Below are 12,330 nucleotides of genomic sequence, written 5' to 3' on the forward strand. Positions count from 1 at the left end.
CCGTATTTTTCTTCATCGCGTATCTGTTCGAATACAGTCCGTGTCGTCCTCGGGGCGGACGGGAACCCAGTCCTTTCCGGCCCTCAGCCCGACCCGCAGACGGACCCGGCGGACCGGCCCGGCAGGTAGGCCGCTCGCTCCTCGGGGGTGAGGTCTCGGTCGACGGCCCGGCAGATCTTCCGGATGGCGCGGTCGGGCTCGAGGAGGGCGGCGTCCCACAACCGCACGGTGGTGTCCCCACTGCCGGTGGCCAGCGTCTTCCCGTCGGGGCTGAAGGCCAACGACGTCACGGCGTTGGTGTGGCCGGTCAGCACGGCCCGGGTCCTCGCGGTGCCCGCGTCCCACAACCGGGCCGTCGTGTCTTCGCCGCCGGTCGCGAGCGTGCGGGAGTCAGGGCTGAAGGCCACGGCCCAGACCCTGTTGGTATGGCCGACGAGCGTGGCGCGGAGCTTTCCGGTGGCGACGTCCCACAGTTGCACGGTCTTGTCGTCGGTGCCCGATGCGAGGGTGTGCCCGTCGGGACTGAAGGCCACCGACCAGTTCCCGGCCGATTTCCCCGTGAGCGTACCCCGGAGTTCACCGGTGACCGCGTCCCGCAGTCGTACCTTCGTGTCGCCGCCGCCAGTGGCGAGGGTGCCCCCGTCGGGGCTGAACGCCACGGACATCACGATTTCGGAATGGCCCGACGGCATGGCACGGGATGTGCCGGTGGCGACGTTCCACAGCCGCACGGTGTTGTCGTCGCTGCCGGTCGCGAGGGTGTGCCCGTCGGGACTGAAGGCCATGGCCGACACCGCCTCGGTGTGCCCGGTCAGTACGCGGACTCTGCCGGTGGTCGTGTCCCACAGGCGCACCGCCTTGTCGACGCTGCCGGTGGCGAGGGTGCGTCCGTCGGGCCTGAACGCCAGCGAGTACACGAGATCGCCGTGGCTGAGGGGTGCGCGCGTCCTGCCCGTCGTCATGTCCCACAACCGCACCGTCGTGTCGTCGCTGCCGGTGGCGAGGGTGCGTCCGTCGGGGCTGAAGGCCACCGACAACACACGATCGCCGTGGCCGCCGAGGGTGGCGCGGCGCATTCCCGTGACGCCGTCCCATAGCTGGACCGTCTGGTCCTGGCCGGCCGTGGCGAGGGTGTGTCCGTCAGGACTGAACGCGACCGAGAACACGCGCTCGAGGACGCCGTTCAGCGTCGCGCGTGACGTTCCGGTCGTCATGTCCCAGAGCTGCACGGTGAAGTCGTTGCTGCTGGTGGCCAGGGTGTGCCCGTCGGGGCTGAAGGCCACGGAGAACACCGCGTCCGTGTGGCCGGTGAGGGGGGTGCGGGCCTTGCCCGCCGTCACGTCCCACAGCCGCACGGCTCCGTCGCCACTGCCGACGGCGAGGGTCTTCCCGTCGGGGCCGAACGCCAGGCACAGCACCACGGCCGCGTCGTTCGAGAGCGTGGCGCGGGTCCTTCGGGTGGCCACGTCCCACAGGCGCACCGTCGCGTCGTCGCTGCCGGTCGCGAGCGTACGCCCGTCAGGGCTGAAGGCCACCGCCGTCACGGCCTTCGCGTGGCGGTCGAGGGTGGCCAGGGCCCTGCCCGTGGCGGCGTCCCGCAACGTCACCCCTCCGTCGCCGCTGCCGGTGGCGAGGAGGTGCCCGTCGGGGCTGAAGGCCACCACCCCGAGCCCACCCGTATCGCCGGTGACGGTGGCGCGGGCCCTCCCGGTGGTCACGTCCCAGAGACGTACGGACCCGTCGTCGCTGCCGGTCGCGAGCGTGCGCCCGTCGGGGCTGAACGCCACCGATCCGACGCTGCCGGTGTGACCCGCCATCCGCTGCTTCAGCGGCAGGGCTGCGGAGTCCTCCAGCGCTGAGAGGGCTTCGGGCGTGTCACTGGTGCGGTAGGCGCGGACGGCGAGCAGTGCGGCGAGGTCGGGGTCCGTGTCGATGAGGTTGTCGGTTTGCGCGGCGAGCTGCTTGGACTGCGCGGCGAGCTGCCGGGACTGGGCTGCCTCACGTGCCGTGACCGCCGTCCGCCACTGCCACACCGCGCCGGCCGCGGCGACGGTCGCGACAGCGAGCAGGACGGCCAGGACCGTGTTGAGACGTCTGCTGCGGCGGATGACGGCCTGCTGGCGTTCCTTGCTCGCCGTCAGGAAGGCCGCGATGTCACCCGGCAGGGATCGCTGCTGTGCCCAGTCGAGTCCTTCGGCGAGAGCCGTTCCGCCGAGCAGGTCTCCCGGGTCGTTCTTCTCGGCCCAGTGGGCGCGCCGGTCGCGGGTGCGCTCGAGCCAGCTCTGGAAACGGTGGTCCTGGCTCACCCACTCGCGCAGGGTGCCCCAGTCGCGGATGAGCGCGTCATGGATCAGTTCGGCCACCGGCTGACCGGGAGGGGCACCGGGATGCCCGGGACCCTGGAGCGTCTGCGCGGTGATGATCCGTTGGCTGGTGAGGGCGCCGATGACGTCGTCGACGTCGTCCCCGGGTGCCGCCCCGGGGCCGGCGGCCAGCTCGCGCAGCTCGTCGAGGGGGAGCTGCGCGCGGATGGGCGGGACGTGGTGTTCGGGGTCGTCGGGACGTACCAGCGACGTCAGGATCCGCTGCGCGACGGCTCGTTGACCGGGGGCCAGCCGACCCAGCACGGTGTCGCACCAGTTGGTCAGGCTCCCGGTGACCGCTCCGATGCGCCGGTACGCGTCATGGGTGAGGAATCCGTCCTCGCGCCTCTCCCACAGCTGCTTGAGCGCCAGTTCCAGCAGGGGCAGCACGGTGACGGGTACCTGGCGGGCCGTGCTGCCCTCCGGGGTGGTGGCGAGCACGTCGGCGACGATCTGCTCGGCCAGGCCGGGCTGCAGGCGGAGCCCGACGTCCTGGGCGGGCCGGACGATGATGTCGAGCAGGTCCTGCCGGCTCAAGGTCCCCGGCACGTTGAGGAGCCCCGGCGTGGCGGCTTCCAGCAGTCCGGGCGTCACCGCCGCCAGCTGCGGGTAGAAGTCGTCGCGCATGATGAGGACCACGTGCAGCCCGGCGTTCGCGTCGACGGCCGAGGTGATCTGGCGTGCGATCTCCGCTCGGCGGTCCGCCCCGGCGGCGGGCTGGGTGAGGAGCTCCTCGAACTGGTCGATGACCAGGACGAGGCGGGCGCCGGGGGGTTCCGCCGCGAGTCTGCGGGTCACCGCGGCCGCGATGCCGTCCGTGGCGGCCCCGGGCAACCCGGCGCGTTCGAGCGCGGCGGGCAGGTCCCCCCGCGGGCGGGCGAGGACGGGCTGCCACCGGTCGCTCCCCGGCAGCCCGCCGTCGGCCAGGGCGCGCAGGACACCGGCCTGGATCAGGGAGGACTTGCCCGAGCCGGAGGGCCCGAGGAGCAGCGTCAGACGCTCGTGCCCGGCGAGGCCGACCAGCACGTGCTGGACCGCGTCCCGTCGGCCTTCGAACCATCGGGCGTGCTCGGCGGTGAACACCTCCAGTCCCCGGTACGGGGACACGTCCTGGGCGGTCAGGTCCGGACGGATCTCCCGGAGCGCCTCCGTGGGCGTGACGTAGGCGATGCCCTGCCCCCGTCCGTAAGGGTCGGGGGCGGTGATCTCGGTGAGCATGCCGATGACCAGGCCGGTCACGTCGTCGAGGACCGGAGCGCCGCTGAACCCGGTGGTGAGGTCGTTGGCACGGCTCAACTGGAGGTGCACGCTCCCGCTGCCGACGGCGGGCAGCAGGTCCCCGGCGACGGCGTAGCCGTGGTGGCCACCGGCCTGGGCCTGGGCGGGGAACCCGTACGAGCGCACGCGGTGCCCGCGACAGCCCGCCGCCGAGCCCAGCGGCAGCACCCGCGCACCCGCAGGGGTGCCGTCCAGTCGTACGACGGCCACGTCCTCGTCCTCGGATGCCCGCCAGGACTCGGGCAGGACAGCTCCCTCGACGGGCCGGGGCGCGCCCGACACGTGCGGGAAGAGCAACACCACTCTGCCTCCGGGGGCACCTCCCGCGGCCTCGACGACGTGCGCACAGGTCACCAGAAGGCCCTCGGCCACCAGGAAGCCCGCTCCGGCGACCTGCCCCTCCGGCCCGAGGACCTGCGCGATGGCGGGCGGCAGGTCCGGCGTGTGGCCGCCGGCCGGTCCTTCGTCGGTGATGTCCATCGGATCAGCCCGGTTCCTCGTCCCTGTCCCCGTAGGGGAATCCGCGCGGGAGCGGGCCACCGTTCCTCGTCTGCCGGTCCCCGTGGAGGCGCCGGATCCCGGGCAGGACACGCATCGGGGCGGGCCTCGCGGCGAGGAGCGAGGAAAAGGGGACCCGCTCCGTCGGCGGGGTGCGTGGCCAGCCGGTCGGCCGCCGCCCGCGTGGGGTCACCGCCAGTTTCAGCGCCTGCGCCCCGTCCCGCACCGCGAGCCGGGCCGAACGGATGATGCGCTCCGGGCAGGGGCCACTTCCGCGGCCGGCGCGAGATCCTCGGCGCCGTCGCCCTCGAGGGCGACGGCGGGTCCGGTCAGGACCCGCCGCACTGACGCGTGTCCTGCGCCGACACGTTCCACCGTTCGGAACTCACCATGTCCACCCTCCCCTGCGGCCCCGGCGGCTCCCACGCGGTCAGGCGCGCAACGGGCCCGCCGCTGTCGCGGATCCACGCCATGCCTTTCGGGTCCCTGAACTCCAGCCGGAGCTGTGCCAGGTCTGCCTCCGTGAGGTGCACCGACGGCTCCTCCACCGACATGGACCTCAGCATCTCCCGGTACGGGATGGCGACCTGCCGGCACGGCTGCTGCAGGTTCAGGTCCCACTTCAACCTGCTCGCCGGGAGCGTGAGCCGCATGCTGACGGGGTGGGAACTCCCGTTGACCACGATCACGTCGGAGGCCATCCGGTAGAAGTCGACGAGATCGGCGTACGCCTGCTCCCGTGCCTCCTGGTCCCGCCGGTCCTGGGCGTCGGCCCGCAGCTGCGCCTTGTCGCTTCGCCCCTCCTCCCGGCCTGCGCGTTGCTCGGCGCGGATCCCGAGGAACAGACCGGTCAGGGACGCGAGCACGGTGACGGCGGCGACCGCCCCACGTCCGAGATCCCTCATGGTGACCCGGTACGCAGCTGGGGCCGGCTCATCGGCCGCATCCGCTCCCGCTGCCGCAGGTGCTTCCTCGCGCCGTGGCGCTCGCAGCACTGTCGAGGGTCTGCCAGCGGGCGGGGACGCGCCCACCGCCGGGCGGTCCGGGCCGTCATCGGTGGCGGACACCTCAGCCCGGACTGCGGGTGACTGGGCAGCGGATAACGCACCGTCCTGGGCAGCCGGCGGGCTCTGCGCGCCTTCGTCTTGCGTCATGGTGCCAAGCATGCCCGCACACCCCACCTGCGGGGTCCCGTCGGGTGAAATCCGGCCGCGGATCGCAGCGTCGGGCACCACCAGGCCGCCGTACAGGGACGGCGCCCCGCAGGGCGCATGACCGACCCACGAACGGGTCAGGTCAGTCCGGAATGTGCATTTCGGTGATGACTCGCTTGTGTATCGCGTTCAGTGACTTTTCGTTCCGTGCGTCGGCAACGGTCTGGACCATGATGAAGTGGGAGTCGTCGGCGATGTAGCGATACGCGCCGACGCTGCTGTCAGGACCTCCGTCCTTCGTGGACAGACGGAGGTCGAGCGTCGGATGCCCGTCGAATTCGGTCTCCCGTGTGGTGGACTTGACGGCCACGTTGCCAGACCCCTTGCGGAAGCCGCTGGTCGACCCCGCGGCCGCCGTGTGGAGGTCGCTCATCTTCGGGGTCTCCTGGGCATCGCAGACGGTGAAGAGCACGCCCACATGCGGGTCGGTCGTTTCGGCCGAGTAGTCACGGCAGGGCGAACCAGCGAATTCGACGGGCTCGACCTCTCCAGGAAGCTCGACGGTGATGCCGCTCGGAGTATCGGTGGCCTCCACCCAATCCACGGCGGGAACATCGAGCCGGCCTGCTGTCGTGGGGGCTACGGCACCCGGTGGGACGACTGCGGCGGCCGATACGCCGTTGGGCATCAACACGCCTCCTGCAGCCAGGGCTACCGAGAAGCCGTACATCAGCAGGCGCTGTGGCACAGGGCGGATCTGTCGGCGGACGGACACCACGAATCCAGCGTTCACCCGGGCGGCCGCACCGGCAAGTCGGCGCGCCCGTAGCTGCGGCTGCGTCACGCGCCCGTAGTTCCGGCTGCGTCACGCGCCCGTAGCGTCAGCGGGGCGTCTTCTCGCACGGCCCCCTCAGAGCTGCGGCCCGTACCGCATCACCGGATGCTGGACGGGACCCCTGATGTGCCCGGGACCGACCGAGGAGGCACGTTGACAGCTCTGGCACGGATTCCGCTGGAGGGCGGGGGCTCCGTACTGGTGGAGACGGCCGTCGGCATCGAGGGGCCGGTGAAAGCCGGCCGCATCGGGGACGCCGTTCGTGAGGTGCCGCAGACCTTGCAGTCGGCCCTGGAGCCGGTCACCCGGGTCGCGCAGGCAGCCCTCGAGCAGTTGCGCAAGGCCCGGCCCGACCAGATCACCGTCGAGTTCGGCGTGGACCTCGCCGTCGAGGCCGGCGCCGTGATCACCAAGAGCAAGGCGAACTGTCATCTGAAGGTGTCCGTGTCCTGGCAGAACGACGACGGCTAGCGCCGGGAACGGGGCGGAGACGGGACCGGCGTCGCGGTTCCCCGGGCCCCTGATGACGAGACCGTGCCGTAGGACCGGAGGGTGTCGGCCAGGTCGCCGGGGTGGCCTCGCAGGGTGGCGTCCAGAAAGGCGAGGGTGGCCGCGGCGACGACGCGCGGGCTCTCGGTGCGACCCAGGGTGCCGACGAGCGAGGGTATGGGCGGCAGGTAGAGCGGACCGTCCGTGAAGGTGAGGTGCCCGGCGCCGGGGACGGTGAGCCGGTAGCTCGTCGCGGTGCTGTGCTCGAGGGCCTCGGTCAGCCGGGGCAGGTAGCGGGGGTCGGTGCCGGCGGTGATCTCCTGTGTGAGCGCGAGCGCCGGCTGCTCGAGGGCCGGTGCGGTGGAGCCGTGGGGGTAGCCGTCCAGGTCGACGGCGGCGTCGAACCGGCGGTCCTGCCGGGCCGCCTGCAGGGCGGCGGCTCCACCCAGGGAGTGGCCGGCCACCGCGGCGCGGCCGGTGTCCAGGCGTCCGGTCAGCGGGTCGGCGGTCTCACCGCGGTCCAGTCGCTCCAGCTGGGTGAGGACGAAGCCGAGGTCGGCGGCCCGGACGGCGGTCCAGCCGGCGGCCAGCTCCTCGTCCCTGTCGCGGTCCCCGGAGGAGGCGGTGGTGGCGCGGATCGTGCGGCCGTCGGCGAGGACGACGACGGTGGAGTCGTACGGGTGGTCGAGCGCGGCGACCAGGTAGCCGTGGCTGGCCAGCTCTTCCGCCCAGGCGGTGTTCTGGGACCGGACCCCGCCCGACCCCGGGGAGAAGAGGACGACCGGGAACCGCGCTCCCCCGCCGGCCACCGGAGCGTCGACGACCGCGCGGCTGCGGGCCTTCGGGAGGCCGTCGACCAGGAAACCGGGCAGGCCGGCCCCGTCGGCGAGGGCCTCGGAGACGGTCCGCGCCTCGTCCTCCGTGCGTCCCAGGTACTGGGCCCGGGGGACGCCCGCAGGGCTCTTCTGCGCCGGGTACCAGAGCTGGACGACGACGGTGCGCCGGTCGTCCGGATCGGCGGTGAAGCTCTCGGGGCGGAGCGGGTCGCTCCACTGCACCACCCGGGTCCCGACCGCGAAGTCGCCCGTCGGCTCGGGGAAGACGGGCACGGGGAAGGCCCGGGCGGCCACCGGGCCGGTGGCGATCAGGCCGGCGCAGGCCAGCGATCCCGGCAGGGCCAGCCACCAGCGGGCCCGTCGCGCCGGTCGGCCGGTACGGCGCCGCAGCAGGGGCGGGAGGGCGAACGCCGAGGTGACGGCGGCGCCGGCCAGGACCGGCAGCATCTGCCAGCGGATCCCCACGATGCCCAGCACGATCGCCGACGGTACGAGGACCGCCCCGGCCGCGACGGTGCCGGGCCGGCGGGTGGCAGGGGGGAGCCAGCGGGCCACCAGCAGCGCGACGGCGCCCAGCAGGACGAGGACTTCCGGAAGGGACAGGGACAGCAACGGGACGGTTTCGGTCACCCGGCCATGCTCGGCACCGGACCCGGGCGGCCGCATCGGCCCCGGGTCGCCGCCGACTGCGACCGGGGTGGCAACCGGACACCCCGGACGGCGGTCGGACTGCGACCGTGGGAGGTGCGGGAATCCTCCTGTGGTCGTACCCCTGCCCCGGTGCGTTCCGACGCCGGGCTCATGTGCGGCGCGGACCTGCGGCCTAGGCTGCGGCTTACGCGGTGGCGCCCCGGCCGGCCGCCACGACGACCGATCGGCGGAGAGGTGTGACGGTGCGCCACCCGGACCAGGTGCCACCCGTGGTGTGGGACTCGGTGCTGCCGGGGCTGCTCCTGCTCAACGTCGTGACGACGTACCCGGCCCGGGAGCTGCCGGTGGCGGCGGCGCTCACCGCGGCCCTGGCGCTGCCCCTGGTGTGGCGGCGCCGGGCCCCGCTCGCGGTGTTCGCCGTCGTGGTGGCCGCGGCCTTCGTCCAGTGGCTGGCGGACGTCCAACTGCCCGCGGACATCGCCCTGCTGGTGGCCCTGTACACGGCGGCCGCGCACACCGGCCGGCGCGGTACGCTGCTCGCCGCCGCCGTCGTGGAGGGCGGGGCCGTGCTGGCGTGCCTGCGCTGGGCATCGAACGGCGCGTTCCTGACCCCGTTCGTCGCGCTCTCCGCGACGGTGGTCGCGGCCACCGTCCTCGGGGTGAACGTGCGGACCGGCCGGGCCTACTTCGCCGCCGTGCAGGAGCGGGCCGAACGGCTGGCACTGCACCAGGAGCAGCAGGCGCTGCTCGCCGTCGCCGAGGAGCGGGCCCGGATCACGCGCGAGATGCACGACATCGTCACCCACAACCTGGCGGTCATGGTCGCGCTCACCGACGCCGCCGTCTACGCGCAGCACAGGGCCCCGGACCGGGCCACCGCGGCGATGCTGCAGATCTCCGAGACGGGCCGGCAGGCGCTCACCGACATGCGGCGCTCGTTGGGCGTGCTGCGGGCCGACGAGCCGGACGCCGAGCGCCACCCGCTGCCCGGCATCGCCCAGCTGGAGGCGCTCGCCGACCAGATGGCCGCAGCCGGGCTGCCGACCGGCCTGGAGGTCCGCGGCGGCCACGCCCACGTGCCGGCCAGCGCACAGCTCACCGTCTACCGCCTGGTGCAGGAAGCGTTGACCAACACCCTCACCCACGCCCCCGCCGGCACCCGCGCGACGGTCCTGGTCGAGTGCTCGGCCGGGAGCGTCGGCGTGGAGGTCACCGACAGCGGCCCACGGCCGGCGCGTCCCGTCGCCGCACCGCCGTCCGGCCACGGCATCCCCGGCATGCGCGAGCGCGCGGCCGCCTACGGGGGGACGCTGCGGGCCGGACCCCTTCCGACCGGCGGCTGGGGTGTGCGGACCCGGCTCCTCCTCAACAGCGGCGGGGCGGGCGCCGTATGACGATCCGCATCGTGATCGCCGACGACGAGGCGCTGCTCCGGATGGCCTTCGGCACGGTCCTGGAGGCCCAGCCCGACATGGCGCCGGTCGGCGAGGCCGCGGACGGCGCCGAGGCCGTCCGCCTCTCCCGGGAGCTGCGGCCCGACGTCGTACTGATGGACGTCCGGATGCCCGGGACGGACGGGATCGAGGCGACCCGGCAGGTCGTCGAGGTGTCCCCGGGGAGCCGGGTGCTGATCCTGACCACGTTCGACCTGGACGCGTACGCCTTCGCCGCGCTCGGCGCCGGGGCCTCGGGCTTCCTGCTGAAGAACACCCGGCCCGAGGAGCTGCTCACCGCGATCCGCAACGTCGCGGCGGGCGACGCGGTGCTCTCCCCGCGGATCACCCGGCGCCTGCTGGAGGACTTCCGTCCGCACCTGGCCGACGGGGGCGCGGCCGTGCGCGACGGGCGGCTGGACCGGCTCAGCGCCCGGGAGCGGGAGGTGCTCGTCGAGGTCGGTCGCGGCCTGTCCAACGCCGAGATCGCGGCCGTCCTGTACCTCGCGGAGGCGACCGTGAAGTCCCATCTGGGGCGGATCCTGGTCAAGCTGGAACTCCGCGACCGGATCCAGGCCGTGGTCTTCGCCCACGAGAACCGCCTGGTCCCGCCGGCCTGACGGCGGCCGAGGACGTCGGAGCGGGGGCCGGACCACCGCCCGGTCCGGGCCGAGCACGTCGTCGACGGGGACGGCGCCGCCGGCCCTCGCCGGTGATCGGCCCGCCGCACCGTTCACGCTCCCCTGCACCTCAAGCGCGACCGAGTCGTCCCGCCGACGCCGGGCATACGTAGGAGGTGAAGCCCGCCGCCGACCCCATGGGATCACCGCCGTGAACACCCCGCCCCCGGGGCGTGGCGCCGCCGCGCCTGCCGTCGGTGTGCCGCTGCTGTCGATGTACTGGCGGCGGCAGGCGTTCGTGCACTGGCCGTACCGCCCCGACGACGTAGAGGCCCTGCTGCCACCCGGACTCCGAGCCGACCTGTTCGAGGGCCGGGCGTGGGTGAGCCTGACGCCGTTCGTGATGACGGAGGTGCACGCGTGCGGGTTGCCCATGCTGCCCGGCACCTTCCCCGAGACGAACCTGCGGACCTACGTACGCCACAGGGAGGGGCCGCCCGGCATCTGGTTCTTCTCCCTCGACGTCACCCAGCCCCTGCTGCTCGCGGCCCGTCTGTTCGGTGTGCCCTACCGCCTCGCCGACCTGACCATCGCCCCCGACGGCGCCGCCTGCCGCTACGCCGGCCGTCGGAACCCTGGCGGACCGGCCTACGACGTCCTCGTCCGGACCTCGGGCACGGAGGCCGCCGGTCCTCTGGACGTGTGGCTCACCGACCGCTTCCACGCCTACTCCCGGCGCGCCGGCCTTCTGTGGCGTACCCCCGTCCGGCACGAGCCCTGGCGGCTGCTGCGGGCGACGACCGTGTCCGTCGCGCAGACCCTCACCCGCGCGGCCGGGCTGCCCGATCCGTACGGGCACCCGCTGACCCACGCCTCCCACGGCGTCGGCCCCGTCGCCCTGGGCCCCGCGCGCCCGGTGCGAACCGCCCTCCGGGAGGCAGGCCGGCGGTGACCTGCAGTTGTGCCGGAGACCCGTCGGCCCCGGCGCTCGCCACCCCGGGGAGCTCAGGACGGAGGTACCGGCTCGATGGTGAACAGAGCCGTCACACCCGTGATCTCCATGAGCCGCAGCACCTGCTGCCCCGGGGCGGCCAGGGAGAAGGACTGGCCGCCCTCGGCGGCCACGGTCCGCGCGTTCAGGAGAGCGTTGAGACCGGAGGAGTCGCAGAACGACAGGCCCTGCAGATCGACCACGACAGTGCCCGGACGCGGTTCGGCGGACAGGACCGCCAGCAGCACCTCACGGAAGTCCTGGGCGCGATCGATGTCCATCTCTCCGTACGCGCGGACCACTGTCGTGCCACCGCGGGGCTCGACGTCGATGCCCTCGCCGTTGCTGCCGTCTCCGTGCATGCCTGGCCTCCTTTCAACGCCCGGGGTCGGCTCCTTCCGCGTGGGGGTGCCGGAGCACCCCTCGGCAGGAAAGCAGCCGGGTCAGGGGGTGCGGCGGGTGCGGCCGGCCGTGAGGTCGGCCTGTCCGAAGAGGATGGCGTAGCCGCCGGGCAGGGTGCGCAGGATGCGGGCGAGGAGGTCGGGTCCGGCCAGGCGGGCGACGACGGAGAGGACGGCGCCGGTGTCCCAGCGGGCTGCTGCCTGGCTGGTTCCGGCGCGGGTGGCGAGGTCCTTGACGAAGCCCCAGCCGGTGAGTTCGTCGAAGGCGGGGACCTGGGCGGTGAGGGTGAGGGCGGCCTCGGTGGGGAGCCGGGCGGCGAGGTCGACGCGTTCGTCGCCGGTCAGGCGGCGGCCCAGGCCTGCCAGGACGTGGGCGACGGCTTGTGCCGCGCGTCCGGTGTCGGGGTAGGCGCCTTCGTAGCGGACGGCCTCCAGCATCTGCTCGTACGTCACGGCCGGTGCGGGTCGCTGGAGTTCGGCCTGGTCGAACACGGTCTCTTCCTTTCACGTCAGGCGGGATGCTCGGTCAGGTGGCCCGGTGTCGCCGGCGGCGGCGCCGGGCGGGAGGAGTGGTCAGGCTGTGGTCAGGCTGCTTTCGGGCGGCCGAAGAGCAGGTCGTAGCCTGGTGGGAGTTGGAGCAGGACGCGTTGGAGCAGGTCGTCGTCGACGGCGTCGGCGACGACGCTGAGGACGGCGCTGACGTCCCAGGCCGCGGTGGCCTCGCCACGCGGGCGGCGCGGTCGGCCTCCTCGCGGGAGGCGTACTCACCGCGTTCCTGCAC

General features: G+C 73.5%; 10 protein-coding genes and 1 pseudogene. 4 read left to right on the forward strand and 7 right to left on the reverse strand.

The features are described from left to right. Positions 1-83: 83 nt before the first annotated feature. The 3 genes from IF43_RS0131635 to IF43_RS41855 all read right to left on the reverse strand — a co-directional run bounded on the left by IF43_RS0131635 (position 84) and on the right by IF43_RS41855 (position 6,137). Entirely contained in the window at positions 84-4,121 is a 4,038-nt protein-coding gene (locus IF43_RS0131635; protein WP_051796552.1) for a trypsin-like peptidase domain-containing protein, read from the reverse strand. Between the two features lie 347 nt (positions 4,122-4,468). Beyond that, positions 4,469-5,044: a hypothetical protein gene (locus tag IF43_RS0131640; RefSeq protein ID WP_030208773.1), complete on the reverse strand. Its 576-nt coding sequence runs from the start codon at positions 5,042-5,044 to the stop codon at positions 4,469-4,471. A gap of 391 nt (positions 5,045-5,435) precedes the next feature. After that, positions 5,436-6,137, reverse strand: a complete 702-nt coding sequence (locus IF43_RS41855) for a hypothetical protein (RefSeq protein WP_158939599.1) — start codon at positions 6,135-6,137, stop codon at positions 5,436-5,438. 144 nt (positions 6,138-6,281) lie between these two features. On the opposite strand from IF43_RS41855, the gene IF43_RS0131650 reads away from it, so the two are divergent. Further along, a complete protein-coding gene (locus tag IF43_RS0131650; RefSeq protein WP_030208776.1) occupies positions 6,282-6,599 on the forward strand; it encodes a CU044_2847 family protein in 318 nt (105 codons plus the stop codon). On the opposite strand, the gene IF43_RS0131655 is transcribed toward IF43_RS0131650, so the two are convergent. Continuing rightward, positions 6,596-8,119: an alpha/beta fold hydrolase gene (locus IF43_RS0131655; RefSeq protein WP_051796554.1), complete on the reverse strand. Its 1,524-nt coding sequence runs from the start codon at positions 8,117-8,119 to the stop codon at positions 6,596-6,598. The genes IF43_RS0131650 and IF43_RS0131655 overlap by 4 nt on opposite strands. Before the next feature lie 227 nt (positions 8,120-8,346). On the opposite strand from IF43_RS0131655, the gene IF43_RS0131660 reads away from it, so the two are divergent. The 3 genes from IF43_RS0131660 (at position 8,347) to IF43_RS0131670 (ending at position 11,109) form a co-directional block, all read left to right on the forward strand. Further along, entirely contained in the window at positions 8,347-9,498 is a 1,152-nt protein-coding gene (locus tag IF43_RS0131660) for a sensor histidine kinase (RefSeq protein ID WP_234332604.1), read from the forward strand. Then, entirely contained in the window at positions 9,495-10,157 is a 663-nt protein-coding gene (locus IF43_RS0131665; RefSeq protein ID WP_030208800.1) for a response regulator transcription factor, read from the forward strand. The genes IF43_RS0131660 and IF43_RS0131665 overlap by 4 nt, the downstream gene beginning before the upstream one ends. 211 nt (positions 10,158-10,368) lie before the next feature. Further along, on the forward strand, positions 10,369-11,109 hold the full coding sequence (locus tag IF43_RS0131670) for a YqjF family protein (protein ID WP_234332605.1): 741 nt from the start codon (positions 10,369-10,371) through the stop codon (positions 11,107-11,109). A gap of 53 nt (positions 11,110-11,162) precedes the next feature. Here IF43_RS0131670 and IF43_RS0131675 read toward each other — a convergent pair whose 3' ends face one another. From IF43_RS0131675 to IF43_RS43205, 3 genes and pseudogenes are all read right to left on the reverse strand, one after another. Then, positions 11,163-11,510 (reverse strand): STAS domain-containing protein, encoded by a 348-nt coding sequence (locus tag IF43_RS0131675; RefSeq protein ID WP_037890888.1) that lies wholly within the window; start codon positions 11,508-11,510, stop codon positions 11,163-11,165. 81 nt (positions 11,511-11,591) lie between these two features. Further along, positions 11,592-11,987 (reverse strand): DUF2267 domain-containing protein, encoded by a 396-nt coding sequence (locus tag IF43_RS0131680; RefSeq protein ID WP_051796557.1) that lies wholly within the window; start codon positions 11,985-11,987, stop codon positions 11,592-11,594. Positions 11,988-12,133: 146 nt separating this feature from the next. After that, positions 12,134-12,330: pseudogene (locus IF43_RS43205) on the reverse strand (DUF2267 domain-containing protein); the annotation flags it as partial.

Origin of the sequence: Streptomyces sp. NRRL S-87 (assembly GCF_000719335.1) — a bacterium.
Lineage (GTDB): Bacteria > Actinomycetota > Actinomycetes > Streptomycetales > Streptomycetaceae > Streptomyces.

What these genes read in the sequence shown, in the direction of transcription:
- IF43_RS0131665 (WP_030208800.1), top strand. Translation starts at nt 9,495, where the DNA reads ATGACGATCCGCATCGTGATCGCCGACGACGAGGCGCTGCTCCGGATG.
- IF43_RS0131655 (WP_051796554.1), bottom strand. Translation starts at nt 8,119, where the DNA reads ATGCGGCCGCCCGGGTCCGGTGCCGAGCATGGCCGGGTGACCGAAACC.
- IF43_RS0131680 (WP_051796557.1), bottom strand. Translation starts at nt 11,987, where the DNA reads ATGCTGGAGGCCGTCCGCTACGAAGGCGCCTACCCCGACACCGGACGC.
- IF43_RS0131675 (WP_037890888.1), bottom strand. Translation starts at nt 11,510, where the DNA reads ATGCACGGAGACGGCAGCAACGGCGAGGGCATCGACGTCGAGCCCCGC.
- IF43_RS0131635 (WP_051796552.1), bottom strand. Translation starts at nt 4,121, where the DNA reads ATGGACATCACCGACGAAGGACCGGCCGGCGGCCACACGCCGGACCTG.
- IF43_RS0131640 (WP_030208773.1), bottom strand. Translation starts at nt 5,044, where the DNA reads ATGAGGGATCTCGGACGTGGGGCGGTCGCCGCCGTCACCGTGCTCGCG.